The following is a 26,164-nucleotide window of genomic DNA, read 5'->3' as shown; positions in this document are numbered from 1 at the left end:
CAAAAAGCCTCCCGCGTGAGCGGGAGGCTTTTTGTGAGATCGAAGCCCGGATTTACTGGACTTCGGGCTTGTCGCCTGCGTCGGTCGGGTTGGTATTGCTGCCCGGCTTGCCTTCCTCGGGGAGCGACTCGACTGTGCTGTTCGGCAGGGCAGGCGTTTGGGTCTGTGACGGCGGCAGGGTCGAATCGTCTGTTGGTGCAACCGTATCGCCCGTCGCCGTCGACGGGGTCGGCGAGGCCATCGAACCGGCAGCGACCGAGCTGTTGTCAGTGGTCCGCAGACCGGTATCGGTCGAGGCCGCCAGACTGTTCGACGGCAGGCCCTGCAACTGCTGCTGGTTCAGATCGGCAGTGATCTTGTTGGCGGCGGTGCGGGTCATGCGGTTGTTTTCGGCCTTGCTGCGGACCGGGGCCGAAGCTTCGTCAGCAGAAGCGACGGTTGTAACGCCGGTGCTGGCCGGAGCCGGTTCGGCGGTGGTTGCGCTGGCGTCAGCTTGTGCTGTCGCAGAAGCGTCAGGGTGCGCGGAGACATCGGGTGTCGCCTGAGCATGGGCAGCGCCGGCGACGGTCAGGGTCAGTACGGCTGCGGCCGTCATCAATTGGGTCTTGAACATGATCTTACCTCTATTATGCGCAGTTCGAATGCCACAGGGGAGGCGGTGGAACTCGGGAGAGGGCTGCGCGACAAAAGAAAAACTCAAAATTTGCCCCGCCATGACGGCATGCCAGCCGGGGCTCTACACTGCCCGCCAATTGCCAGCAGGAGTGGTCACAGTCTCTCCGGTCGCGGATAAAGAGTTAAGCCGCATCGCGCCGGGCGAGACAAAATCCGGGTAAAGAAAAGCCCCGGCGCCATGGAGGCGCCGGGGCTAGGGATCCAGAGACTTTGGCAATCACCAGACGTCGTAGATGACGTCGAGGATTTCGCCACTGCGGAGGTCGATCAGGACCGCGTCCTGGCCGACGAAGAACCATCCGCACCCGTAAGGCGGGCTGGGTAGGCCGTAATAGTCCCAGTCATAGATGCGGTAGCTGTAGAAGTAGCTGGGCAGGACATCGCCGCGCGACCAACGCTGGTTGTAATAGCTGTCGGGCACCCGGTAATAGCCACGGCCCGGGAAGAAGTAGAAGCCCAGGCGGATGCCGGTGTACGACCGCCAGCGGTTGTCGTTGCGGTAGTCGAAGCGCCGGCCGCCATGGTTGCTGCCACCGCTCCAGCCGCCGCGATCACGGTCGCGGTTCCAGCCATCGTTATTGCGGCCTCCGCGGTCCCGGTCGCGTCCGTAGTCGTTGCGGCCATTGTTGTCACGATCATGCCGGTCGCGGCCATTGTTGTCGCGTCCACCGTTATTGCCGCGACCGTCGTTGTCGCCGCGATTGCCTTGCCAGCCACCGTTGGGCCGGCCATCGGGCCGTCCGTCATTGTTACGGTCGCGGCCGCCGGCATTGCCACGGCCATCATTATCGCCGCGGTTACCTTGCCATCCGCCACGGTTTCCGCCATCGGGCCGTCCGTCATTATTACGGTCGCGTCCGCCGCCGGAATTGGCGCCGCTATTGCCGCCGGGGGTGGGAACAGCCACGGGCGGGGTATTGTCGTTGCCGCGATTGCCGCGCCAGCCGCCGTCCGGCCGGCCACCGCCATTATTGTCGCCACGGCCTCCACCGCCGTTGTCGCCGCCGCGATTGCCCTGCCAGCCACCACGGCTTCCGCCATTGCCGTCACCACGCGACGGGCGGTCACCCGAATCAGCGCGGCGTGATGGTCGTCCGCCATCCGAATTGCCTTCCGACCGTGACGGCGCCAGCTGCGATGGGGGAGGGGTATAGGTGTTGCTGCTGTCGCGCGCGGTCTCGCTGCGCCGTGGGGAGCCCTGGCCGCCGTGCGGACGGCGTTCGCGCTCCTGGGCAAAGCTGTAGGACGGCGGGACCGCCAGGGTCATCATCAGGATGAATGCCAGTCCGGGCGCGGCCAATTTGGCCTTTTTTCCGTTCATAGGTTTCCTCATTGTCCAGCCAGGTCACCGGAATTACCGGTTTTACGCGTACCTGGGACGCTGGGCGATAACCATTATCGTCTTACGGTCTTTTATGACTCTGGTGATGTGAACCGAAGCTGAACGGATTGCGGCGGGTTTTCGGCGGTTAAGCAAGGATTGATTTTGCCGTTGTTGTTGGTCGAGGAGGGGATTCAATTGCGCTATTAACGATGCCCTTAACCCCGAGGCTCGCGACACGTCGTGTATAAATGTGTGTATTGACGTTTCATAAGTAATTTATACTGGAAAATTCATAGGAAAGTAATAAATATTGATCCAATTATTAATCTTAATTTTAATATTAATCATCAGTTTACATAAAAAATTCAGTGTAAATTCCGCTGTTAACTTTAATTTCATGAGGGGGTGTTGAAATCGTCGTTATCAACTCTTGTGGAGACGCGCCAGAACGGCGCGGCATCAAAACGATGAATACGACCGAAGTCCAAACCCTTCCCCTGCCGACCCCTGACATGTCGGGCGATGATCTTTTCCGTCTGGGCATGATGTACTCGACCGGCCAGGGCGGCGCCCCCGTCGATATGATCTCGGCGCATATGATGTTCAACCTGGCGGCCATGCGCGGATCGATGGAAGCCAGCGTCTATCGCCGTGAACTGTCGCGTGAAATGGATCGCGAAGACATCGCCGAAGCCCAGAAGGCTGCCCGCCAGTGGATCGACGCCGGCCGCATCGGCCTGGCCGCTTAATAGCGATCAAGGATCGCTATTAAGTCTTTTTTGCTTGGCGCTCAATCGCCGCGCAGACTTTCCTCGCATGAGCTCGGGCGCGCAGTCGCGCTTGCCAAGCCGCTTCGCGGCTTGGAGATCAGAGTTTGAATGATAGGAATGCTGGCGTTCTTAATTGAACGTGCGGTACATAAAGTAGTTCAGAATCCCGCCGGGGATCAGCTGGTTGACCCACTGGTCGACGAACAGGCCCGCCTCGGCGATGCTGGTGCGCGGGACGAACAGGATATCGAAACGGCGCAGCGCCGTCATCTGGCTGCGCTGTCCGGACAGAATCGATTTCAGGTCGATCGTCCGGCGCATGGCCCGGCCGTCATGGCCGCGTCGGATAATCACAACCTTCTTTGACCGTGCCGATGGCATGAAGCCGCCTGCCGCCATGATGGCCTGCAGCGCATCGATGTCGCCCTGGATCTCGACCCAGCCGGGCGTGCGCACCTCGCCGCCGACCAGGACGCGCGTCGGCGCCGTGTCGCCGGGAAATACCGTCACGTCCGGATAGCGCAGCACCTGCGCGTAACGTCCCGAAATCTCCGCCTGAAGCTGCGGCACGGATTTATAGGCGGCCATGACCTGGCCGATCTGGGGCAGGGTAATGCGCCCGTCCGTGCCGACCTGGGTCTGGCGGTTCAGCTCGGGCGCCGAGGTCACGCTGACCTCCAGCTTGTCGCCGGGAAAGAACAGATAGAGCGGTTCGTCGTCCTGCCAGTCCGAGAATTCGATCAGCGGCGCCTCTTGTTGACGCTGCGCAGCGCGCGTCACCGCTGGCGCCAGGGCCATGGCGGTCACGAAGGACATAAGAGTACGGCGCGTCAGCATGGCGGGAAGCTAATGCCAGTCGTTCGATCGGAAAAGCAAAATTGCTCGGTAGGAATGCTAAACCGGTAAAGTGGTAAAGATTCATTAATCGCGACCAAGATAAGGTTAACAACACTCCGGAATCGGTGGTGAAGCGATTGAACAGGCCCCCAGACTCACGGCATCAGGAACGAGAGCGGAGGGCCCAAGGAAGCGTATGGCGAGCGTAAAACGACAGCTGCGGCTCGATCCGGCCGACATCCTCCCGCGCCTCAGGCGCGAGGTGTGGCTGATGCTGCTTGTCTTCGTCGTCCTGTTTGGCCTGGGGATGGCTGTCGCCATGTCCATGCCGTCAACCTATACCGCCAATGCCAGCCTGCTGATGCAGGTCAGCAAGGACTATGTCTACGATCCGCTGGCGGGCGACGCCGCGCGCGGCGCCATTGCCGATATCGACCAGGTCGTCCAGTCCGAGGTCGAAATCCTCAACTCGAATGAACTCAAAAAGCGTGTCATCGCCAAGGTCGGTTACCGCACCGTCCTGCCCGATGCGCCGGAACTGTGGTCCCCGAAGGGCGACGCCCAGGTGCGTGCAGCCGATGCCGCGGCGCTCAAGGTCCTGCAGGGCGGTTTCGAGGCCCAGACAGCGCCCGACAACAATGTTGTCCGCCTGTTGTTCAAACACTCCGACGCCATGTCGGCGGCCCTGATCCTCAACGCGATCATCGATGAATATCAGGTCTACCGGCTTGAGGTCTATCCCGACACCATCGGTCCGGCCCTGCAAAAGCAGAAGACCGACTTCGACCAGAAGCTGGCCGATACCGACATGGCCTATCAGAACTTCCTGACCCAGCATGGCGTCGGCGACTTCGCCAGCGCGAAGGCAACCTGGTCGAAGATTTACGATAATGTCGTGGCCGACCTCTACGCCACGCGCTCGCAGATGGCGACCAATCGCGCCAAGCTGGCCGAGGTCAGTTCGAACCTGAAACGCCTCAGCCCCGAAATGAGCGTCGAGCGCAATCTCGACCTGTCGGTGCCGACGCGTATCCTGGCGCTTCAACAACAACGGCAGGAGATGCTGGCGCGTTACCTGCCCGAATCTCAGCCGATCCGCGATCTCGACCAGCAGATTGCCTCGCTGCAGGCCCTGATGAAGTCGGGCGCCGGCGTCGGCGAGAAGGATCACCGCATCGGCGTCAATCCGATCTACCAGGACCTGGTCACCCAGCGCCTTAATCTCGAGGCAGAAACGGCGTCGCTGTCGGCGCGTGCCGCCCAGCTCCAAGCCCAGGCCGATGAGGCGACGCATAAGATGCAGGAGCTTTTGAGCATCGAAGCGCGCTTCACGACCCTGTCGACCGAGCGTGACGCGCTGCAGAACAACATCAAGAACTTCACCCAGCGCATCCAGGAAAACGAAGCCCAGCGCCAGATGACCAAGAACAGCGACGAGGCCGTACGCGTCGTCGAAATGGCCTCGCTGCCCGACAAGCCCAAGAGCCTGAAGCGCATCGTCATGATCATGGCCTTCCTGTTCGCCGCCTTTACCGCCCTGTGCGCCGGCCTGTTGCGCACCGTGACGCGCCGGGGCTTTGTCGATGCCGACATGGCCGGCCGGTCGCTGGGCCTGCCCGTGCTGGCGCGCGCCGAGAACAAGATCGCCTGATGATCGACCTCACCCGCGAAATGGCTGAACTGATGTCGGCGCTGGGGCGTCCGTCGGGGCGTGGCCGCGCGCTGATGTTCGTGTCGGCCTTGTCCGGCGAAGGGGTATCGACCGTCGCACGCGAATATGCCCGCTGCGAAGCGGCCTTTGCCGCTAGGCCGGTCTGGCTGGTCGACGCGGATCTGCGCGAACAGTCACAGATGGATGCCATGGGACGCGAACCCGGGCGATTCGGCCCGCCGGGTGCTTTGAGCCAGGCGTCACCTGACGGCTCAGCCTTCTTCACCCTGGCGCCGCCGTCGCGTGACGCCCAGGGCCGGCCTGTTGGCGACGACCGCTACCTGGTGGCGCAGCCCTTCCTCGACAAGCGTCTGTGGGTGACGCGTTTCTGCGCCGAGAAGCTGGCGCCGGGGCAACGCGTCAAGCTGTTCGAACAGACCGGCTACTGGACCGCGCTGAAGAGCCACGCCGACACCATCGTCGTCGATGCACCGGCAGCGGACCGGTCTGTGCACGCCCTGCAACTGGCGGGGCTGATGGATGGCATCATCATGGTCGTCAGCGAAGGCGAGGGCGACACACAAAGCCGCCTGGCGCTCAAGACCGAGCTTGAACAGGCCGGCGGCAAGGTGCTGGGCATCGTCTATAATCGCGCCCGGCCCAAAGGCCACTGGACGCCGCCGTGGACGGCCGGCGCACGCGCGTCGTGAAAAACTTCACGGACGACTGGCGCGGCAACTGGTTGTCGCTGTTCTGCGCCGTCGCTGTTCTGCTCGTCTTTTCGCAGGCCTGGCAGGCGCCTCTGTTCGGCTACACGACCGGCAATACCGAAGCCGGGATGCTGATTCGAAACTTCTACTATCCCTTCTATCTGCTGGGCTTCGTTCTGTGCGCCATCTGCTGGCGGCCCTTGCTCGACGCGACCTGGCGGACGGCGCTGCTGATGACGCTGCTGACCCTGTGCTGCGTCTCGGTCCTGTGGTCGATCGATCCATCGGGCACGATGCGGCGCTGCGTCGCCATGCTGGTCACCGTCCTGTGCGGCTATGCCATCGCTGCGCGCTTCAGTTGGAAGCGCCTGTCGGAAGTTCTGGCCATTACCTTCACCATCGCCATGCTGGCCTCATATTTCCTGGCCGTGTTTGTGCCGCAGATGGGCAGGATGCAGGAGCTGTTTCCCGGCGCGTGGCGTGGCGTCTGGCTGGAAAAAAACAATCTCGGCGCCATCATGGCCATCGGCTTCGTCTCATCGGTTGCGGCGGCGATGCACAATCCGTCGCGGCGCGTCTTGTGGTGCGGGATCGCTGTGGCCATGGTCGGACTGGTGATCATGTCGCAGTCCAAGACCGCGCTGGTGTCGCTGATGCTGGGCGGCGCGGGGATCGTCTTTGTGTATTTGACCCAGCGCGGACCGGTTCTGGGGATCCTGCTGACCTGGGTGGCGGTGACGCTCCTGCTGTGCCTGGCGGGGTTCATGTGGTTCGCACCTGAAAAGATATTCCTGCTGCTGGGCAAGGACCCGACGCTGACCGGGCGGACCTTCATCTGGGATGGTATTGAGCGTGTGGTCCGGGCGCGGCCGTTGCTGGGCTACGGTTATGGCGTCGTCTGGACCGATGAGAGCGCCTATGCGCCGCTGGCCAAGATCACCAAGGTGGCGGGCTTCCGCGCCTATCACGCCCACTCCTGCTGGTTCGAAGTGTGGGTGGGGCTGGGCCGGGTCGGTCTGATCCTGTGGGCCTGTGTCTTTGCAGAGGCCTGGGGCAAGGGGCTGTGGCGCACCTGGCGTGGAGATTCCGGTTATTTCGCCTTGCCGATGTTGGCCATTTACAGCCTGTCCAGTATCACCGAAAGCATGGCGCTGGGCTGGAACGACCTGCGCTGGGCGCTGTTCGTCATGGTCATCGTCAAGCTATCGTTGCCAAAGGACCGGGACAGTACCCAAGGTTGACGTTACGTTTGGTTAAATGTCGGCCAAAGGTTGCAAACGATTGGAATACGCCTCGATATGAGGTATTTATGACGCTTGTCATGTGAAGGAGTTGCGTGTGAGTACCGAAGACAGCCATCCTGTAGACGTCAAGGTTGGGGCCAATATCCGCAAGCGCCGCAAGGAAATGGGCCTGACTCAACAAAACCTGGCCGAATCCATCGGCCTGACGTTTCAGCAGGTGCAGAAATACGAACGTGGCAGCAATCGCGTCAGCGCGTCCATGCTGTTCGAAATCGCCCGGACACTGAAAATGCCGCCGGCCTATTTCTTTGAGGAAGTGGCGACGGATGCCGAGGATATCGGGCCGCTGGAAGCCGGTGTCGGCAAGTTCCTGCAATCGGGCGAAGGCATCGAACTGGCGCAGTGGTTCCCCAAGCTGACGCCTTCCCGGCGCCGTGCAGTGGTTACCCTGGTACGCTCGATGCTGCCGGAGCAGGACTGAGTCTCCGGCGCTTCAGGGTCGACTGGTAATCCAAGATGCCGAAGGCCAGGCAGATGAGCTGGGCGTAGCCCAGCCAGAAGCCGATCGCGGTCATGAAGGCATACAGACCGAACACCTTGTGGCTTATCGCGAAATAGGTGACGAGGCCGTTCAGCATGCACATGCACAGGACGAAGACCCAAAGTCGCCGTGAATGCAGCGCCAGGCCAACCCAAATGAAAAAAGTCACGACATCAAGCGTCTGGACGTAGATACCTGGGCCTGGGCCGTCGTACCGTGTCAGGATAGGGGACAGTATCCAGCCAAATGCAAGGAGGGCGGCGCCTTGTTTTTCGGTCGGCCCGCCCTTCCAGATTGCCCATATCCCGCACAGGATGCCAGCCAGATAGCCGGCATATACATATACGAGGTGTGCCAGATACCAGTACCATCCTCCCGTCATATAGCTACGGCGGATTGCGTTTTCTGGCGCTTCAATGTGTTCTGATAATCGATGATACCTGCGCTCAGGCAAATCAGCTGAGCGTAGCCAAGCCAGAATGTGGTCGCTGTGACGAAGGCGTACAGCCCGAACACCTTGTAACTGGTAACGAAGTAGGTAATGAGGCCATTGAGCGCGCACATACAGAGGGCAAAAACCCATAGACGACGCGATTGCAGCGCCAAGGCGACAAAAGCAAAAAATATAAGGATATCCAAGGCCTTGACGTAGGCACCGGGGCCAGGGCCATCAAACTGAGATACGATTGGAGAGAATATCCATGTCGTAGCAATAAGGGCGGCCCCCGCCTTTTCAGTCGGCCCACCCTTCCAGATGGCCCATATACCGCAAAGGATGCCGGCAATAATGCCGGCATATACCCATACGAGATGCGCCAGATACCAGTACCAGCCCATCAAGCCGCTTCGTTACTTCCAACGACGTGTAAAAATCCGGTCACTGGAGGGGGGGATCCCTTGTCTTCCACCGGTCCACCCATAAACGTGCCGCAGCCGATGCGTGTCTTGACGTCATCCAGGTGACTATGGACGCGGATGATCGAGGCGCGGGCGCCCGTCAAAATCGTCAAGGTCTGAGCCAGCTCTGTCATAGCCTCTTGACCTATCACGGCTGAGAGTTTGGAGTCCATGCGCATTCGTTCCAGCATGCTCATCAGATTCGCGGTCTCGCAGATGCCGCTCGCAATCATGTTTTCGGTCGCACGCAGTTGCTCGGTGCCACGGAGCACCAGTTCCGTTCGCTTCATTTCGATATTCCCGCCAGGTAAAAAGGTTGGTTTGCCAACCCCTAAACGGCTAATAGGGTTGGCCGGTTATATTATGAATGGCCTGCACCATCGTCATGGCCGTGATAATCATCAGGGTAACGGCAAATCCCAGAACTGCGGTGCCGCCAATGATGAAGATCAGGCATTGTACGATCGTCAGGCTTTTCAGCCGTCCGCTGACCCAGTCCCATCGTCCGTTAGCCACGCTACGGCTGTCACCAGGTTGAACAGCGCCTTTTCCGGTCCATCCGTCCGGTAATGGTGCTGTATCCCCGCGACTGCGTCCGTCACGTGCGGTTGTTTCACTGAGGCCGCCATCATTTTCAGGACTGTCTCCAGTTGGTTCCAGCTGATCATCATGACGTGTTGATTTGATAAGGTTTGCTCGGTCATGTTGCGGAATTTGCTCCGTTTTTTTGGGCTCCGCTATCACCTCCGTCGGGGGTCCCCCCTGAGGCGTTTGATCTATTTGCGCTTCGTATGACACAAGCGTTTGCGCGGCGTCGCGCATGGTCGGTGCATTCAGCCGCCGCCGGGCTTCGTCGACATGCGTCTTGACCGTGTGCTCGCTGATTTTCAGGATGCGCGCGATTTCTTTCGCCTGGTACTGGCGGGCAGCCAGGCGCAGAATCTCTTTTTGGCGCTTTGACAATGTCTCGACGGCGGACATGGGCGAGGAATCCCCCTCTCACTCAACTCGGTGCCATGTTAACAAGGGTAGCCAGAGGTGCAATCGATATTATGCGCGACTTCGGCGTGCATATACTAATGTATCTATGACGACAGATCAGGCGGCCCGGGCGGTACCGGCGTCCAGCGCGCGACGGGCGCCGTCTTCAAAAGTGACGATTTCAAAGCCCTTTGCCACGGCATCGCGCACCAGCCGTTCGAGAACCTGCGGCGTGCAGCCCCAGCTCGACGGTGTTTCGCGGACATCATGTGTGTAGAGAATCAGCCAGCTGTCGGGCGTGGCGGTGGCGCGATCCAGCCACTGGTGCGCGACAGCTTCGCCATCTTCCCCTTCGATGCCGACGGCCGGCGCCTGGTTGAGGTCGGTGCCGGTGGTGATCAGGCCGTGGTGCAGGGCGCGTGAGGCGATAAAGCGATTATCGAGTGCCGTTTTCGCCGCCGGCGAGACATCGCCATAGGGATAGGCAAAGGTACGCGGGGCGGGGACGCCAAGCCGCAGCAGTGCTTCGCGGTTGCGATCAAGCTCGGCGGTGATCGCGGGGCCGCTGGCGCGGCCGCAGTCGAGATGGCTCAGGGTATGGCAGGCGATTTCGTGGCCGGACTTGGCCAGCGCCTGGATGTCGGCGCCTTCGGTGTAGCGGCCGAGATGGCTTTCCTGGCCGCTGAGCCCCGCCGATATGAAATAGGTGCCGCGTACGCCGTGGCGTTCCAGGATGGCGGCGCCTTCATGGGCGGCGGACACGGGTGCGTCGTCGAAGCTTATGGTCAGCAGCGGCTGGACCAGGCCATTCAGGCGCGCAGGTTTCGTCGTCATCAGCCTGGCAAGGCGGCGGCGCAGTTTCCCATACAGCGAGCGGTCGGCGCTATAGGGCTCCATCAGACCACCTGTGCATAAAGGGCGGCGCGATAGACGCGAAGCGCACCGGCGCGCAGGCGGGCAGGCAGGGCGCTGTTGAGTGCGGCGGCCTTGAGAACCGAACGCGCGACCGAAAGCAGCGGGACGAACTTCAGAAGTTTCGCCGCCTTATAGCTGGCATATTGCGACACGACCTGGGGATGCTTTTTGATCACCCGGGCGAAATTGCCGACCGATTGTTCGTACTTGCGCGCCAGGGTTTCGGGGCGGTCGAGGCCCATATGGGTGGCGGTATTGTCGATATGCTCGACCGGGAAGCGGCCGGCGACGCGCATAGCCCATTCGACGTCCTCCCAGCCCCAGCCGGTGAATTCCGGGTCCAGGCCTTCGGCGGCGAAGACATCACGGCGGATCAGCAGGTTGGAGGTAAAGACGTATTTTTCTGGCATCAGGGCGCGGTCGGCGGCGTTCAGGCAATCGCTGTGACCGGCCAGGGCGCGATGAACATCGAAAGCCGGATCGGCCGGCGCCTGATCGAGTGAAAAGCCGCCGAAGACGACGGCCGCGCCACGGCGGGCGGTATCAAGCCAGGTGTCGAGAAAGCCGGCAGAGTCCGGCAGCATGTCGGAATCGAGGAATAGGAAGTATTCACCGCGCGCCGCCTCAGTGAGGCGATTGCGGCCGCGCGACCGGCCCTGGTTCTGGATCAGGGTGATCAGTTCGCAGGCCAGCGGCGAAGCATCGATGAAGGTCCGGATTTCGGCGGTGATATCGGGGCGGCGTGAGCCGTCGTCGATCAGTATGACCTCGATCTCATGGGGATCGCGCGTCTGGAGCGCCTGTAAAAGCGCCAGCGGGCTTTCGTTATAGAACGGGATCAGCACCGACAGGCGTGGTGCCGCCGTTTCAAATGCGGCATTGTGGAAGGGCGAGGCCTCGGTCATGCGGCAACCCTTTCTCTCAGCCTTTGGTAGACGCGCGCCGAGAGGTCCCGGACATTGTTGAGATTGAGCAGCCACGCCAGGCCGGCATACACGATGCCACCGCAGGCCGACTGTGTGATCAGGTCGATCGGCTGACCCGTCGTCGGGATCAGCGAGACCACGGCCATCATGAACAGGGCGCAGGCGGCGGTCATGAACAGATCGAGCCACGGCATGGGCAGGGCCAGCGCCTTGTGGCCAAGCAGCCACGAGGCGACAATGCCGAGCCCGAAGCTGAGCGTGCTGGCAAGCGCCGCGCCGGTCAGCCCCATGCCTGGGATAAGCAGGAGGTTGAGCGCGATATTGCTGACCGCCGGCACCGCCATGGCGGCAACCAGCAGGCGTGTGCTCTTGGCCAGGGTAAAGGCCTGCAGGAAGTAATAGCTGTTGAGACCCGAGAAGAGCGCGCCGAGGCTGATCAGGGCGGTGACGCTGAGCGCGTCCTGACGCAGGGCCTCGCCGATCATCAGCGTGCCGAAGGCGGGGGCGACCATGATCAGGCCGGCGGTGGCCGGGAACATAACAAAGGCCATGGTCTTGATCTGCTGACGGGCATTGTCGCGCAAGGCGGCCGCGCCGCCGGTTTCCAGGGCGTGGACCATGGCGGGGCCACCCGCGGCGCCCAGCCAGATGAACAGGACGTCGAGGATGCGCGAGGCCAGGCTATAGCCGGCATGATAGGCGCCGGCCTCGGCCTCATTGAGGAAGCCGGCAATGAGAAAGCGGTCGACCGTATAGAGCGCGAGCGTCAGGATCAGGCTGAGCGATACCGGAATGCCGTACTGGGCATAGGCGCGGGCGCGGACAGGATCGAAGGTGCCGCGCATCGCCCGGCCGAGGTCTTCGCGGGCAAACAGGGGCAGGGTCAGAAGCGCGATCAGGCCGACACCGAGTACGGGGGATCCGCCGCCGAGGCCAGCGAAGGCGCAGATGACGCCGATAGCGAAACCGCCGGCCGTCTGGGCCATGTCGATCATCGATGCCTGGCCAACGCGGCCTTCGGCGCGGCGCTGCTCCTGCACGGCCTTGATCAGCGATTTGAACACGGTCGTCGCCAGGCCGAAGCCGATGGCGAGTTTAAGCGCGCCATTGCCCGGCCACATCCACAGGCCGACGGCGCAGAGAACGGCGAAGGCCGCGAACACCCAGGCATAGAGTCGCCACAGCGTGCCATAGAGTTGCGGGGCGTCGGGATTGTCGCGCGATTCCGAGACATAGAAGCGCGCCATGGCGGCTTCGATCCAGGTGAAAAAGATCGTCTGGGCCAGGGTGGTGATGCCGAAGGCCAGGGCATACTGGCCGTACTGTTCGGGCGTCAGCAGGCGCGTAAAGACCATGAGGGTCGCGAAACCGACGACACCCTGCAGGATATTCGCAGGGAGATATCCCCATAAGCCTCTGAAAAACATTTACGAAACTGTCCTTGATTACGGGCCTGCCTGCGGGTCGGCGGGCAGGGCATTCGGCATAATCAACGCACCGTCTTGGCGTCGCCAAGCAGGCAGGGAATTGTCATGGCCATGATGCGCAGGTCAAGCCACAGCGACTGGCGCTCAATATATTCGACATCGAGCGCGATGCGGCGTTTGACGTCTTCGGCCGAGTCCATCGGACCGCGCGAACCGTGGATGGCGGCCCAGCCGGTGACGCCCGGCTTCATGCGGTGGCGCCAGGCGTATTCGGCGACCAGTTGCGCGCTTTCCTCAGAGCCCGTCTTCATGCCGATGGCGTGAGGGCGGGGGCCGACCAGCGACATTTCGCCCATCAGCACATTGAACAGTTGCGGCAATTCGTCGATCGAGGTCTTGCGGATAAAACGGCCGATTTTGGTGACACGCGGGTCGCCCCTGGTCACCTGCTGGGACGCGGTGTGGTCGGTCAGGTGGGTGTACATCGACCGGAACTTCCAGACCATGATGGCTTCGTTGTTAAAGCCGTGGCGGCGCTGGCGGAAGAAGATCGGGCCGGGGCTGTCCATCTTGATCATGATGGCGACGGCCAGCATGATAGGCGAGAAGACAATCAGCGCGACCGTGCCGATAATGAGGTCGGCGATGCGCTTGACCAGGGCCTTGCGGCTGTCACTGGCGACGCCAGAAACGCGCGCCAGTGGCATGTCGGCGACGCGCGACCAGGCGGTCTTGACGTCTTTTTCGGTCTCGACATCGACGAAGAGGGCGACTTCGTTGGGCAGGGCGCGCAGCTTTTCGACTATGGCACGGACGCGGGTGCGGGCGGTGGTGTCGAGCGCGACGACAATCTGGTCGACGTAAGGTGTGATCTTGTGACCCAGCAGCGACTGGACGTCACCCAGCACCGGCACGCCCGCAATGGCGTCCGGATTGCGCGCCAGGCGGTCGTCGAAGATGCCGAGCACATTGACGTCGCCTTCGGCCTTGGCCGCTTCGATCAGCTTGTGGGCGTGCTTGGTGGCGCCGACGATGACGATCGATGGCGTGAGCTTGCCGAGGCGGCGCCAGCGCTGGATGAAGCTCCACCAGACGATGTGCAGGCCGGCGACGACGGCCAGGGCCAGTCCAACCCAGCCCGGCAGGAGGGCGGTGACGGCCGGATCAGGCGCCAGGAAGCTGAGGGCCCAGGCCGCGATAAAGGCGGCGGCAAAGGCGCCGGCCAGGCGGGCCAGATGGACCGGCAGGCCTTCCTTGCGGCCAAAGCGATAGAGGCTGAGCGCGGGCAGGGCCCAGGCCAGGACCAGCACACCTGCAACGAATGGCAGGACATTGCCAAGCGGCGCGGCCAGCAGGCCCGAGGGCAGTACCGTCGCGGCACATATGGCTGTCGCGGCCAGTACCGCCAGGCCGTCGACGGCGCGGAACAGGCGGACATACATGTCGCCATCGCCGCGCTGGCGCGCTGATAAAAGCTTTTCGGGACGGAAGGGGCCGCGACGGTCGCGGCCTGTCTTCGGCAGCACGGCGTCAGCTGTGGAATCGGCGAGGATGGCTTGGGCGAGCCTGTCGGGGGGTACGGCGGCGTTCATTCTGGTTTTGCTCTTAAGGGCGTTCTGTCCTGAGCCTCAGCATAACCGAATGCATTTAGGGGCCGGTTAACAGCCGGTCTTTTTTATGGCGGAGTTGGGGCTTTTCCGGGGTTTGGTACGGAATTTTCGGAAATGACAGCCAATTCGAACGCCGTTCTTATGCGCGACACCGTAGTCTTACGCTAACGTCAACAGCATGATGGGGTGCGCGTGAGCACATTCGAAACGGACGACGAACCGGCCTTTGCGCCGACGCTTCACAATATTTTTGACCGCTATCGTCACGCGGCAGTCGACCGGCTGAATGCCGTCAAAGCGCTGACCGGAATCACACTGGCCCTGGCGCCGGAGGCGTTGTTTGGTGACGGCGCAGAAATCCTGCTAAGCAACTTCTTTGAGGAACAGCTTGATCTCTATCGCGTCGCCGATGGTGAGGGCGAGGAGATCCGCGACGGTGTCGTGGCCTTTATCTGGGCGGCGGCTCAGGGTGAAAGCGATGTGCGTAGGATACTGGACGGGCAGGATAAGCCGGGGCTGTGAACATTTTCGCCTTCGGCGTTGCGTTTCAAAGCGGAATTGGCTAAGCAAACCCCGGATGGAGACGTGACCGAGAGGCCGAAGGTACTCGTTTGCTAAATGAGCGTACCCCAAAAGGGTACCGTGGGTTCGAATCCCACCGTCTCCGCCATTTAAAAAGCCAGGCATCCTTGGGATGCCTGGCTTTTTAAATTCCGGGCCGGTGCGGCTTCTCACCCACCGGGTTCGAAACGAGTGACATGTGGAACATGTCGCGAGTTCGGCGGAGCGCAGCGTAGCCAATCCCACCGTCTCCGCCACCTTCATTTCCCCTTTGTTCTTTATATGATCGCAACCCCTCCGGGGGGGCAAAGCGATGCGCATTTTACCCTTGCTGCTCTTATCTGATCGCGCCCATAGTAGGGGGAAGGGGTAGGGGAAGCGTTGCGAATCGATAGCCTGGCCGGCATTATGTTAGCTTCCGAGCCACATAGCTGACTACCCAGATAGGGGGCTGCGCCGTTTGCCCGGCCTGCCTACTGCTTCAACCAAATAGGCGCGGATGTCTGAAATCTGAACGTCGGATAGCACCCGTTTCGGCAGGTAGAAGTACGCCCGGTCGCTTTGCCAAAGCAACAGCCCGGCCGGACTCTCTTGCCATCGACGGAAGTCCCCCCAAGGCCACCGGACTTCGCCATGGACGGCCTTAAAGACAATACGCTGGGCGTCCCAAGATACCACTTTTTCGCCTTGAAGGCTTTTGTCCTGTGCCAGCTGTTTGCGTACCGAAGGCGGCAGCAGCCAAAGATTGCCTACGACGGACCAAATGGCCAGTCCCAGGTCAACCAATAACCAGCCGCCCAAGCTGATCATGCCGTTCCAATCCTTATGGAACGCCAGATAAACTTCGCCCAAGATGCATCCCGCCAGTACTATAAATATTGCAAGCTTGATCATTTTTACGAACGGCATGCTGCTATGAACGTAGCCACGGGCGTCGACCAGATCGTTGACTGAGAAATGATAACTCACGGTATGCATCTGCCCCCTCTGTTAACAAAGCTTGACCGTATCTCGCCCACCAGTGGAACTTAACTGCCCGGATAACCACTGTCCAGCAGCCTCAGACGTTCCCAACGTCAGCGCTTTGGCTGGTCAGGCCGGTCGCGCCTATGGAGGCCTAATGAACTGGAAGGCCACCAGCTCGTTAGCCAATTTGGGTATGCCGAACTTGGTCTATCATGACCCCCTAGCCAAAAATATCGCCCGCTGCCGGTCACTATTGAGCAGCGGCACCAATGTGCGGAAACGCGTATGGGGGACGTAAGGATCTTTGGGTCCCTGAATTCGATCCCAACCCCGTTTTCCATGCGCGCGCCGTAGCGTCTTAGTCCACAAACGGGCCAGGGAAGAATTGGGGGAAACCATGCAGCAATCTTATTAAAATGCATGTAATTCAAAGCGTAAGGTTTATTTTTCGGGAGTCCACCGTCTCCGCCATTTTAAAAAGCCAGGCATCCTTGGGATGCCTGGCTTTTTAAATTCCGGAACCGGCGGGTGTTCGAACCCACGGGTTCGAAACGAGTGACATGCGAAAGCATGTCGCGAGTTCGGCGGAGCGCAGCGGAGCCAATCCCGCCGTCGTGCCGCAGGGCCGAGAAAGGGGGCACTCAAACACGGATATGAATGGTCAAGCCCTGACGGATCAGACTATGCTGTCGTCTGCCCGCGCTTGCTCACCATCTCGCGCACGCCCAAGAAAAGCGCAAGAACAAGAGCCAGGGGCAGGAGCGCCATGCCGCGCGCAATATCCAGTACCGTTGTCATTTCTGTTTTCCTCCACGGTGGTGCGGAGACACACAGCAAGTTCTACGCCAGCTCGGACTCGAGGGTCCGGCGAGGCTGATGAGGCTCCTGCCGCGCTACGCGCGCCTTCGGCCGTTTGGGCACCCGCAAACGGATGCGGTCAAACGGTTCCATTATAAGCAAACCCACCAGAACAAACGGCAGGAGTGCCAGTACGGCCACGACCTGAGTGGTTTCGACAATAGACGTCATTTTCACATTCCAACCCTGAACATACACTATGCTGATGTCTGTCATCAGCACCATGGCCACCTTGTTTTGCGGCATTTTCGCTCTGTGAGCGGCAACCTTGTACCATTCTGGTGCAAATGGGCGGACGGGTTTGGATTGCCGGTAAGACATAAGCCCGTCCGCCAGGAAGATTGCCTTGCAGAGCTCCGGATTGATGCGCCTAAACTTATAAGAGAGCGATGTGGTTTGACCCATTTTGGGCTAACTTTTGCCATAATGACGCAGTTTGACACGCGTCATGTGATCACGATTGACGTCGCTGAAGTGCGTTAATGTGCTTATGGGATAGGTTTTTCTTCAAAACTGTAGCTTGCCAGTCCCTGCGCAGTCATATGTTCTGAAGCTGGTGAATTGCGGCTAAATCGCGGGTAAATTGTGGACAGACAGATCGCGGTCCATGTATCGACACAGCCACTGATTGTGTGCGCAACCCTACCGTTTCCGCGACAGGATCGGGACAATTCTCCCTTGAGGCGCGATAGCTTTCGTAAGCCGAGGGAATCCGGGTAAAATACAAGGGTTTGCAAACGTACCAGGTCAACAGCTTGCCGCTTAAGTCCTATTTCCCGAACGATTCGAGCGCATTCCGCCCAGAAGGCGGAGGCGTGGGCGCGGCCGTGATCGCCTGGCACCTCGGCTGGTCGGGATGCCTGCTGCTGGGACTGGTCGGGCTTTTGTTCCTGCCGGCGTCATTGTTCGTCCTGGCGGCGATTGTCGTCATGGCTTTTCCGGGCATCGGCGCCATTGCGCTTTTGAGTCGCGACACGCCTTTGACCCGGCGCGTGCTGCTCTGGGGCTGGAGCCTGGCTTCGCTGACCGCGGTGTCGATCACCGGCGGCATCTCCGGACCGCTGGCTGTCTGGGTCGCCATGCCCATGGCGGCCGCCATCGTCCTCAATCAACGCTCCTTGATTTCGCTCGGCGTGGCTCTGTCGCTGATGGCCGGGCTGTTCTCCGCCCTGGTCAGTCTGTCGGGGGCGGTGCACATGCCCGACGAACAGGAAGGTTTCTGGCTGTCGCTGATCGCGGTATTGCTTACGCTGACGGCGCTGGGGATTGGCCTGCTGCCGGCGCTGCGGGTGCGTACCGAGCGTGCCGTCGACAGCGAGGAGGCGCGGGCGCGCCTGCTCAAGGTCCTGACCGAACAGCCGCATCTGATTGTCAGCGTGGATGAAGCCGGGCGTGTCCAGTCGGCCTATGGCGAGGCCCCCCCGGGCCTGGACCTCAACCAGTTGATGCAGAACGGTCTGACCGGCGCGGTCCATGTTCCGGATCGTCCGGCCGTTCTGGGCGCCATCGAAACTGCCCTGACCCGGGGCCGGGCCGATGTCGGCTTCATGCCGCACGCCGCGCTCGACCACTACCTGCTGCTGTCGTTGCGCCGGGCGTCTGACGACCGGCTTTATGGCGTTCTTTACGATGGTTCATTACAGCACGCCCGCGAAGCCGCGCTGGAAGCCGCGCGCGCCGAAGCCGAGCATTCGAGCCACGGCAAGACGCGCTTTCTGGCCAGCATGAGCCATGAACTGCGCACGCCGCTGAATGCCGTTATCGGCTTTTCCGACATCATGCGTCTGCAGATGTTCGGGCCACTGCCGACGAAATACGCCGAATATGCCCAACTGATCTGGGAGTCTGGCCAGCATGTGCTGGACATGATCAACGACGTGCTCGACATGTCGAAGATCGAGGCCCAGAAGTACGAATTGCAGTTAGAGACCTTCGATATCCGCGAGCCGGTCTCGCAGGCCCTGCGTCTGATGCGCGGACAGGCGCACGACAAGGGCATCGAGATATTCAGCCAGTTACCGCAGCAAGGCGTGCCGGTCACGGCCGACAAGCGCGCCATCAAGCAGATCGCACTGAACCTGCTGTCGAACGCCGTCAAGTTCACGCCGCGCGGCGGCGACGTCCGGTTGACGCTCGAGCCGGGCGAAGAGGCGGTGACGCTGATCGTCGCTGACACCGGCATCGGCATCGCACCCGATGACGTCCACCGCATGGGCCTGCCTTATGAGCAGGCAGGCGCCGCCGATATGAAGGCGCAGGGAACGGGCCTTGGCCTGTCGATCGTCAAGGCGATGACGCATCTGCACGGCGGGGCCGTCGCGATCCATTCCGATGTCGGCGAAGGCACGACGGTGACGATACGCTTGCCCGTTGTGGCGCAGCAATTGTTGCTTGAACTGCCCGAGGCTGAGCCGGCTGCGCGGACAGCGGCGGAACCCCCGCAGGCGCCATTGGCCCGCGCCGCCGATCCTCTGGCGGATTATAACGCCACGCCGGAAGCGCTGCGGCACTTCGGCGATTTTGTCGTCCGGCCGCCGAAGAGTTAGCCGCGCGCTCGGGCTTAGAAGCGCGACAAGCAAAACCTACAAGGGTTTGCCGTAGACCGACGGCATGCGGACATAGCCGAGGCCGGTGATGAAATCACCGACTTCGAAGCGCGCGTATCTGGTGCCATCACGGAAGTCGAAGGCGATGACAATGTCCTCGCGCGGGTCGAGCGGGGCGATGGCCCGCCAGGCGCGGCTGGGGAAGTCGAAGCGCTTGACCGACACCGGCCCCTGGTCGCCGACATAGGCGCCGCTGGCCGATACGCCCAATAGATTGGCCTTGACGCGCGGCTTGAGCTCGGCCTCGGTCTCGAGGCTGTCGCTGGCCAGGTAGGTCAGGACGCCGGAGCCAAAGCCAAGCGGAATCGTATTGTTCAGGCTCTCGGTGGTGCGGCCGATCAGGCCGTTCGTGGCGATCTGCGGGTCGCGGACGATCAGGCGGGCCGCGTAAGGCATTTCGCCGTCGTGGAAATTGGCCATGACGGTAAAGCGATTGTCGTTCAGCGTGCCGTAGAGCCCGAGCGCCAGATAGGCGTCGGCGTTCGATTGATACTGGGCCAGCCGCCAGTCGATGTCCTCGCCATGGGCGCGGGTGCCGATCCATTCGGCGCGGGCTCCGGGCAGGCTCAGCCGCGTTTGGGTGGCGAAGGTGCGGTAGGCATTGGCGGCGGCGGCGGCTTCATTCAGCAGTTGCGGCGCATCGCAGGCGACGGACTGGGCGGCGGCGCGCGCCTCATCCAGATAGGGCGTCAGGCTCTGCATGCCGCCGGTTGAACGGATCAGGGTGTTGCGCGCCTGGACATAGCCCGAGGTCACGGCCATGGCGGTCGCGCTGTCCAGCAGATGGCAGCGGGCATTGGCCTCGGCCAGGAAGTAGCGCTTGACGGCGGTGGTGGTCAGGTCATCGGAGCCGGCGCCGGCAGGAAGCGCGCAGAGAAGCGCTGCACTGACAAGCGCGCCGATCCTTATGCCCCGCAACCGTTCCATTCGCGCCTTCTGCCCGGAAATTGATAAGCCGGTTATAAGGCAACAGGGTTGAGAGGCAGTGTCCAGACAGGGTTAAAAGCTTATAAACCCGTCAGAACGGCCTTCATTTTCTTGAGATGGCCGGTAAAAGCGCCAAGCTCGGCATCATCCAGGCACTCAAAGGCGGCTTCGACAGCCGGGTAGCTGGCCTTGCGCGCTGCATCCAGCGCCGCCAGGCCCTCAGCCGTAATTTTAACCCGTTTGACGCGCGCATCGCCGCCGGCCTCGATCTTTCGCAGCAGGCCTTTCTCAAGCAAACCGGCGACCGCCTTGGTGACGCCCGGCTGGTTGATGGCCATGACGCTTGTCAGTTCGGTAATGCTGGCGGCCGTCTCGGGCTGCCACGCAAAGTGATTGAGCAGGCTCATCTGGGTGAGGGTGAGGCCAAGTGGCCGCAGCGCCGTCTCCAGTTGGAAGCGCAGCAGGTCGGTCGTGATCATGAAATCAACGATGCCGCGCTGGATCAGGGGCGCCCGGGCAGGGTGGGTCATTTGCTTTTCCGGTAGGCGAAGTGATTCCGGCGAAGATAGCATGCCTAGCTTGACATAATATTCCTCAGAATATAATTAAACATTCCTGGGAATAAAAATCAGGAAAGAAACATATGTCAAAGCCATCCTTCGTATCGTCACTAGCGTCCCGGTTTCCGCTTGCCGTGTGGTGGCTGTTGGCCATCGCCCTGGTGGCCTTAAGCCAACTAACCCAGAATCTCCTCGGTGAGTTCTACGCCGCTACGCAGTTTCCGGTATCGTTCTTCGAAGGGCAGACCGCCTTCGATGCAATCAAGATCAAGTCCTGGTACGCTTTCCTGGTCGAGCGCGGCACACTGGACCGCTATGTCTGGGTGCAGATCGCCGACTATGGTTATATGGCAACCGTCCTCGCGGGTTTCTTCGCGCTGACCGCCGCCATCTACCGCAGCCTGCCGGCCGGGCACTGGCTGAAGGGCGCAGCCTACGTCATGATCTTCGTGGCCTGCACGGCGCCTGCCTTTGACGCGTTGGAAAACGCTGTGTCGTTTGTCATGCTGGCCGATCCGCAGGGCTTCGCCGACTGGCTGGTCTATCCCTATTCGGGTTTCGCCTCCGCCAAGTTCTGCGTCTATGCCGTGACCTATCTGTGGGCACCGTTTGCCGTCGTCGTCGCTGTTCTATCCTGGCTGATCGGTCTGGTCCGGCCGCGCGTCCGTCAGGCAGGGTGAGATTGTCATTATCCTGAATAATGCAGCGGATCTTGCGGCCCGTTGTCGCCGTTGAAAAAACGGCAATATGCGGATATCGTGAACGCAACGCTTCGGGGGAGGGGATTATGCGATTTTCGGTGTTTGGGGCAGTTGCGGCAGCCGTCATGCTGTTTGCCGGACCCGTGGCGGCGCAGACGTCTCCCTCAACGCTCAAGCCGGAATTTTTCACCCGCGACGCCTATGCCAGCGCGCCGCAGATTTCGCCGGACGGCACGCACCTGGCCTGGGTGCGGGGCAACCAGGTCGTCGTGCTCGATCTGGCCGACGAAAGCGAAAAGACCATGGCCGGCGGCGTCCTCGACCTGGAAGGCGTCGACTGGATCAATAACGACTACCTGGCGGTCTACGTAAAGTCGCAGGAACTGGAACGGAACACCTATGTCCGTGTCATGGACTATTCGCCCATGGTCGTGACCAAGGATGCGATCTACGTCCGGCCGCTGCTGGCGCGCGGCGGCGATACCATCGAAGCCGCCGACATGATGCCGATCATCCGCTTTGTCGATGCGCCGGAACCCTATGTCATCACCTTCGGCGGCAAGACAACCTACCTGACCGAAGTCCGCACCGGCAAGTGGAAGGTCGGCCCGGTCCTGCTCGACGGCAGCCTGCACTTTTTCGACAGCAAAGGGCGCGAACGCATGTCGGCCGACGCGCCGGACGGCAAGGTCAGCTACGGCGCCACCAACATAATCTTCCGTTACCGCGCCGAGCCCGGCGGGAAGGTCCAGACGCTGAGGCTGCCCAAACAGGACAAGCTCTACTACGTCAATTTCGACTATTCGGAGTTTGAAAACGCCCTTTACTGGAGCCAGTTCGACTACAGCAAGGGCGAGGGGGCGATCTACAAGTACGACTTTGTGACGGGGGCAACGACGCTGTTTCGCACCGGCACCAACAAGGACATGGACATCCGTTTCGACAGGACAGGGCGTGTCATCGGCATTACCACGGTGACCGATCGCGTCCATACCGAATGGATCGATCCGTACCGGCTCAAGGTCACGGCGGCTGTCGAAAAGGCCTTCCCCAAGGCGACGGTCAGCATTGTCGACGTGTCACAGGATGAAAAGAGCGTCGTGCTGATGGTGTCGGCGCCGGATGCGCCCGACAGCTACTATTACTACAGCGCCGAGGCAAAGGATCTGGCCCAGATCGAGGTCAATTACCCTGAACTCGAAGGCCAGCCTTTGGCGGAAATGACCTATGTGACCTACAAGGCGCGTGACGGTCTGGATATTCCGGCCTATGTGACGAAGCGCAAGGATACGCCGTCCAATGCGCCGTTGATCGTCTTGCCGCATGGCGGGCCAGCGGCGCGCGACGTTTATGGCTTCAACTATGAAGCCCAATACCTGGCCTCGCGCGGATATGTCGTGCTTCAGCCGCAGTATCGCGGATCAGCGGGCTTCGGGGACGCTTTCCAACGCGCCGGCAACAAGAACCTCGACAAGATGACGACCGACCTGGAAGACGGCGTGCGCTACCTTAACGCCCAGGGCCTGATCGATCCTAAGAAGGTGTGCATCGTCGGCTGGTCGTGGGGCGGATACCTGGCCCAGGCCTCGCTGGCCTTTGCGCCGGACACCTATACCTGCGGCGTGTCGGGCGCCGGGATCTCGGACTTGGCCCAGCAACTGGAAGACGCCAACGACTTCTGGTGGGGCGGTTACACCATCGAATACTGGCGCGAGGTGATCGGCCAGCCTTTGATGGACGCGAAGATCATCCACGCGACCTCGCCGATCAAGCATATCGACGCCATCAAGGCGCCGCTGTTCCTCATCCATGGTGAGGCGGACCCGATCATCAGCTACCGCCAGAGCGAGAAGATGAACGACGCGATGAAGAAGGCCGGCAAGACGGTCAGCTATATGCCGATCAAATTCATGCCGCACGGCCCCCGCAATGCCGAACAAAAGCTGGCCATTCTCAAGGCGATCGACGAATTCGTGGCAAAATCGTTCGCTGCGAAGACGAACTAGGCGGTTTGTTGACTCAAGGGCCATGGCCGTTACTTTAAACGCCTAAGCGATTCCGGGAGCGTGTCATGGACCCAGTGCATACTTTTGAACTGGTCATAGCGATGCTGCTGGCCATCATCGCCCTGCATTATGCCGCGCATAAGCTCAAACTGCCGCCGGCTGTGGCGCTCCTGACCGGGGGCGCCCTTCTGGCCTTCGTGCCGGGCCTGCCAGTCATTTCGCTCAATCCGGAACTGGTGCTGGTGATCTTCCTGCCGCCGCTATTGATGGACGGGGCGTGGTTCATCGCCATCTCCCAGCTCAAGCGGCACATGATCGGCATCATCTCGCTGTCGGTCGGGGCGGTGATCTTCACGACTGTGGTCGTGGCGGTGGTGACGCACATGCTGCTGCCCGGATTGCCGTGGGCGGCGTGTGCGGCCTTGGGCGCCATCGTGTCGCCGCCCGACGCCGTGTCGGCGCGCGCCATCCTTCAGACCGTGAAGCTGCCGCGCCGCCTGTCGATCCTGCTGGAGGGCGAAAGCCTGCTCAATGACGCCACGGGCCTGGTCCTGTTCCGCTTTGCGATTGCCGCCGGCATAACCGGGGCGTTCAGCGCGGTCGACGCGGTCGGCAACTTCGCCATGCTGGCCGCCGGCGGCGCCGTGGCGGGCGTGATCATCGCCGCTGCCTGGGTGCTGCTGGTCAAGCGGCTGGGCGATGACTACCTGATGATCTCGGCGTCGATCCTGGCGCCATGGGCCGCCTATCTGCTGGCCGAAATGTTCCACGTCTCGGGTGTCATTGCCACCGTAGTGACGGGCCTGATCTGCGGCTGGTACCAACACACGGTTTTTACCGCCGCAGTACGCATGCGCGGCGTCTCTTTCTGGCAGGTCATGATCTTCCTCATGGAAGCGTTCGTCTTCCTGTTGATCGGCTCATCCCTGCGCGATGTCGTCGATCGCGCCGGCGGCTTCGGCGTCATTCTCAACACTATGGCCGTGCCGATCCTGCTCATTATCCTGGCTATGACGCTGGCGCGCTTTGCCTGGGTGTTCGGCGCCGACGCCATCACTGCGCTGATCCGCGCCCTGGGCATCAAACGGTACTCGCCGATCGGCCCCAAGTGCGCGACGGTCCTGAGCTGGGCCGGGATGCGCGGCGTGGTGACTCTGGCCGTAGCCTTGAGCGTGCCGGCAACCTTTCCCGGCCGCGACTTCATGGTGGTGGCGGCTTTTGCCGTTATCCTGGCGACTGTACTCATTCAGGGCATGAGCCTGGGCAGCGTGATCCGGTGGGCCAACATAACTGACGGCGCGGGCGAGGCGGCGCGTTTGAGCATGAGCCAGGCCGAGGCGTCGATGGCCCAGGTCCAGGTCAGGATTATCGAGGCCCGCGCCTATGACGACAAGGGTGAGCTGATCCATCCGCGCCTGCTCGACCGCTATCAGCGCAAGGCAGCCATGTCCACGAAGTACGCAGCCGAGGAAGAAGAGCACCGGCCGATGCTGCACGCCCACTTCGACCTGGTGCTGGAAGCCGTGACGGCGGGGCGGGCGGAACTGATCCGCCTGCACCGCGCCGGCGAGATCGACGACGAGACCCTGCATGAACTTGAGCGCGACCTCGATCTTGAGGAGCTGAGTGCCATCTCAGCCATGGCGTAACGAAAATGCTTCTGTCCTCCGACATCTGGGTCAGCGCTCTGATACGCCGGGTCGAACAGGCCGGGTCGTTTGCCTTCATCGCACGCAAGGGCCACGCGCAGTTCGGCGCTGTCCTGGTCAAGGTCCTGAACCTGCGGACCCGCGACGCCTATGTGCTGCGCGAGGTCCAGACAGGCGAAGGCGACGAGGGCGGCAGCAAGTGGATGCGGCCGGTCGAGACGCTCAATGAACCCGATATCGACGCCTGGATCGCGCGCCAGGTCAAGTACGATCCCGACCTGTGGGTGGTCGAGATCGAGGACGTCGAAGGGCGTCATTTTCTGACCGAGCCCGTCGTGTAGACCGCAACATGGTCAACGCGGGTTAACTGTCTTCCTTGACGGAATCCACAACCCTTTGTGTCATTATGGCGTCCTGTTCACGCTTTCAGGGTGCCGCTTTGTACTTTCTTCTCAACGACCACATCTTCGATATCGACTCCAACCGCATGATCCAGCCGTTGGACGCCGAACGTTTCCAGGCCCTCAGCCCGGAATATATCGCGCTGCTGGGCCGCGAGATGTTTGCCGAAGACCCGCAGGTTCATAAACGCAATCCGGAACGCGCCCGCCGTCTGGCATTGCTGATCCACCTCAAGATGCCGCGCATCAATGCCGCGCAGTTCTTCGTCCTGAAGGCTGACGGCAATCCCAACAGCGTCGACGCGGACTTCAAGTCGGTCAATCCCGACGATGTCGGCGCCCTGTACCAGCAACAGATGGCCGGCATGCTGAGTGCCTCCAAGGTCGACCAGGAAGTCTGGCACAGGATGGCAGCCTAAGT

Annotated in this window: 27 protein-coding genes and 1 tRNA gene; 13 read left to right on the top strand and 15 right to left on the bottom strand. The window is 61.3% G+C overall.

Annotated elements, in window-relative coordinates; all coding sequences use genetic code 11:
• Positions 1-52 precede the first annotated feature (52 nt).
• Positions 53-613, bottom strand: a complete 561-nt coding sequence (locus AC1DON_RS20245) for a hypothetical protein (protein ID WP_476936631.1) — start codon at positions 611-613, stop codon at positions 53-55.
• Positions 614-892: 279 nt separating this feature from the next.
• A complete protein-coding gene (locus AC1DON_RS20240) occupies positions 893-1,996 on the bottom strand; it encodes an RcnB family protein (protein WP_476936630.1) in 1,104 nt (367 codons plus the stop codon).
• Positions 1,997-2,466: 470 nt separating this feature from the next.
• Between AC1DON_RS20240 and AC1DON_RS20235 the strand changes: the two genes are divergently transcribed.
• On the top strand, positions 2,467-2,748 hold the full coding sequence (locus AC1DON_RS20235) for a sel1 repeat family protein (RefSeq protein ID WP_476936629.1): 282 nt from the start codon (positions 2,467-2,469) through the stop codon (positions 2,746-2,748).
• Between the two features lie 150 nt (positions 2,749-2,898).
• Here the strand turns inward: AC1DON_RS20235 and AC1DON_RS20230 are convergent, their stop codons facing one another.
• The gene (locus tag AC1DON_RS20230; RefSeq protein ID WP_476936628.1) at positions 2,899-3,585 is read right to left on the bottom strand and encodes a polysaccharide biosynthesis/export family protein; all 687 of its coding nucleotides are present in this window, start codon (positions 3,583-3,585) and stop codon (positions 2,899-2,901) included.
• Positions 3,586-3,802: 217 nt separating this feature from the next.
• Between AC1DON_RS20230 and AC1DON_RS20225 the strand changes: the two genes are divergently transcribed.
• From AC1DON_RS20225 to AC1DON_RS20210, 4 genes are all read left to right on the top strand, one after another.
• On the top strand, positions 3,803-5,257 hold the full coding sequence (locus tag AC1DON_RS20225; protein WP_476936627.1) for a GumC family protein: 1,455 nt from the start codon (positions 3,803-3,805) through the stop codon (positions 5,255-5,257).
• On the top strand, positions 5,257-5,967 hold the full coding sequence (locus AC1DON_RS20220; protein ID WP_476936626.1) for a P-loop NTPase family protein: 711 nt from the start codon (positions 5,257-5,259) through the stop codon (positions 5,965-5,967). Before AC1DON_RS20225 ends, AC1DON_RS20220 begins: the two co-directional genes overlap by 1 nt.
• Complete coding sequence (locus AC1DON_RS20215) at positions 5,940-7,208, top strand: O-antigen ligase family protein (protein WP_476936625.1); 1,269 nt, start codon at positions 5,940-5,942, stop codon at positions 7,206-7,208. Before AC1DON_RS20220 ends, AC1DON_RS20215 begins: the two co-directional genes overlap by 28 nt.
• Positions 7,209-7,305: 97 nt before the next feature.
• The gene (locus tag AC1DON_RS20210; RefSeq protein WP_476936624.1) at positions 7,306-7,692 is read left to right on the top strand and encodes a helix-turn-helix domain-containing protein; all 387 of its coding nucleotides are present in this window, start codon (positions 7,306-7,308) and stop codon (positions 7,690-7,692) included.
• On the opposite strand, the gene AC1DON_RS20205 is transcribed toward AC1DON_RS20210, so the two are convergent.
• From AC1DON_RS20205 to AC1DON_RS20170, 8 genes are all read right to left on the bottom strand, one after another.
• Positions 7,655-8,134, bottom strand: coding sequence for a hypothetical protein (locus tag AC1DON_RS20205; protein ID WP_476936623.1), 480 nt, complete (start codon positions 8,132-8,134; stop codon positions 7,655-7,657). The genes AC1DON_RS20210 and AC1DON_RS20205 overlap by 38 nt on opposite strands.
• Positions 8,131-8,589 carry a hypothetical protein gene (locus AC1DON_RS20200; RefSeq protein ID WP_476936622.1) on the bottom strand — a complete coding sequence of 153 codons (459 nt, stop codon included), beginning with the start codon at positions 8,587-8,589 and terminating at the stop codon, positions 8,131-8,133. The genes AC1DON_RS20205 and AC1DON_RS20200 overlap by 4 nt, the downstream gene beginning before the upstream one ends.
• On the bottom strand, positions 8,589-8,939 hold the full coding sequence (locus AC1DON_RS20195; protein WP_476936621.1) for a hypothetical protein: 351 nt from the start codon (positions 8,937-8,939) through the stop codon (positions 8,589-8,591). Before AC1DON_RS20195 ends, AC1DON_RS20200 begins: the two co-directional genes overlap by 1 nt.
• Before the next feature lie 49 nt (positions 8,940-8,988).
• Positions 8,989-9,630 carry a helix-turn-helix domain-containing protein gene (locus tag AC1DON_RS20190; RefSeq protein ID WP_476936620.1) on the bottom strand — a complete coding sequence of 214 codons (642 nt, stop codon included), beginning with the start codon at positions 9,628-9,630 and terminating at the stop codon, positions 8,989-8,991.
• A gap of 117 nt (positions 9,631-9,747) precedes the next feature.
• Complete coding sequence (locus AC1DON_RS20185) at positions 9,748-10,527, bottom strand: polysaccharide deacetylase family protein (RefSeq protein ID WP_476936619.1); 780 nt, start codon at positions 10,525-10,527, stop codon at positions 9,748-9,750.
• Positions 10,527-11,450 (bottom strand): glycosyltransferase family 2 protein, encoded by a 924-nt coding sequence (locus tag AC1DON_RS20180; RefSeq protein WP_476936618.1) that lies wholly within the window; start codon positions 11,448-11,450, stop codon positions 10,527-10,529. Before AC1DON_RS20180 ends, AC1DON_RS20185 begins: the two co-directional genes overlap by 1 nt.
• A complete protein-coding gene (locus tag AC1DON_RS20175; RefSeq protein ID WP_476936617.1) occupies positions 11,447-12,898 on the bottom strand; it encodes a lipopolysaccharide biosynthesis protein in 1,452 nt (483 codons plus the stop codon). The genes AC1DON_RS20180 and AC1DON_RS20175 overlap by 4 nt, the downstream gene beginning before the upstream one ends.
• A 62-nt stretch (positions 12,899-12,960) precedes the next feature.
• Positions 12,961-14,490, bottom strand: coding sequence for an undecaprenyl-phosphate glucose phosphotransferase (locus AC1DON_RS20170; protein WP_476936616.1), 1,530 nt, complete (start codon positions 14,488-14,490; stop codon positions 12,961-12,963).
• A gap of 210 nt (positions 14,491-14,700) precedes the next feature.
• On the opposite strand from AC1DON_RS20170, the gene AC1DON_RS20165 reads away from it, so the two are divergent.
• Both AC1DON_RS20165 and AC1DON_RS20160 read left to right on the top strand, forming a co-directional pair.
• Entirely contained in the window at positions 14,701-15,030 is a 330-nt protein-coding gene (locus AC1DON_RS20165; RefSeq protein ID WP_476936615.1) for a hypothetical protein, read from the top strand.
• 57 nt (positions 15,031-15,087) lie between these two features.
• Positions 15,088-15,178 (top strand) — tRNA-Ser (locus tag AC1DON_RS20160).
• Between the two features lie 326 nt (positions 15,179-15,504).
• Here the strand turns inward: AC1DON_RS20160 and AC1DON_RS20155 are convergent.
• On the bottom strand, positions 15,505-16,047 hold the full coding sequence (locus tag AC1DON_RS20155) for a YcxB family protein (RefSeq protein ID WP_476936614.1): 543 nt from the start codon (positions 16,045-16,047) through the stop codon (positions 15,505-15,507).
• 828 nt (positions 16,048-16,875) lie between these two features.
• Positions 16,876-17,298, bottom strand: coding sequence for a hypothetical protein (locus AC1DON_RS20150; protein WP_476936613.1), 423 nt, complete (start codon positions 17,296-17,298; stop codon positions 16,876-16,878).
• 410 nt (positions 17,299-17,708) lie between these two features.
• On the opposite strand from AC1DON_RS20150, the gene AC1DON_RS20145 reads away from it, so the two are divergent.
• Entirely contained in the window at positions 17,709-19,439 is a 1,731-nt protein-coding gene (locus AC1DON_RS20145; protein ID WP_476936612.1) for a sensor histidine kinase, read from the top strand.
• A 36-nt stretch (positions 19,440-19,475) separates the two neighbouring features.
• Here AC1DON_RS20145 and AC1DON_RS20140 read toward each other — a convergent pair whose 3' ends face one another.
• The gene (locus AC1DON_RS20140; RefSeq protein WP_476936611.1) at positions 19,476-20,426 is read right to left on the bottom strand and encodes a hypothetical protein; all 951 of its coding nucleotides are present in this window, start codon (positions 20,424-20,426) and stop codon (positions 19,476-19,478) included.
• A gap of 80 nt (positions 20,427-20,506) precedes the next feature.
• On the bottom strand, positions 20,507-20,956 hold the full coding sequence (locus AC1DON_RS20135) for a MarR family winged helix-turn-helix transcriptional regulator (protein WP_476936610.1): 450 nt from the start codon (positions 20,954-20,956) through the stop codon (positions 20,507-20,509).
• A 113-nt stretch (positions 20,957-21,069) separates the two neighbouring features.
• On the opposite strand from AC1DON_RS20135, the gene AC1DON_RS20130 reads away from it, so the two are divergent.
• The 5 genes from AC1DON_RS20130 to AC1DON_RS20110 all read left to right on the top strand — a co-directional run bounded on the left by AC1DON_RS20130 (position 21,070) and on the right by AC1DON_RS20110 (position 26,162).
• Complete coding sequence (locus tag AC1DON_RS20130) at positions 21,070-21,666, top strand: hypothetical protein (RefSeq protein ID WP_476936609.1); 597 nt, start codon at positions 21,070-21,072, stop codon at positions 21,664-21,666.
• Between the two features lie 107 nt (positions 21,667-21,773).
• Entirely contained in the window at positions 21,774-23,693 is a 1,920-nt protein-coding gene (locus tag AC1DON_RS20125) for an alpha/beta hydrolase family protein (protein WP_476936608.1), read from the top strand.
• Between the two features lie 65 nt (positions 23,694-23,758).
• A complete protein-coding gene (locus AC1DON_RS20120; RefSeq protein WP_476936607.1) occupies positions 23,759-25,342 on the top strand; it encodes a Na+/H+ antiporter in 1,584 nt (527 codons plus the stop codon).
• Positions 25,343-25,347: 5 nt separating this feature from the next.
• Positions 25,348-25,683 (top strand): DUF1491 family protein, encoded by a 336-nt coding sequence (locus tag AC1DON_RS20115; RefSeq protein WP_476936606.1) that lies wholly within the window; start codon positions 25,348-25,350, stop codon positions 25,681-25,683.
• Positions 25,684-25,781: 98 nt separating this feature from the next.
• Positions 25,782-26,162 (top strand): hypothetical protein, encoded by a 381-nt coding sequence (locus AC1DON_RS20110; protein WP_476936605.1) that lies wholly within the window; start codon positions 25,782-25,784, stop codon positions 26,160-26,162.
• Positions 26,163-26,164: the final 2 nt, after the last annotated feature.

The organism is Asticcacaulis sp. P4_H10, from assembly GCF_056400965.1.
The sequence above is the reverse complement of the archived record's forward strand: the minus strand, read 5'-3'. Positions and strand labels throughout refer to the sequence as shown.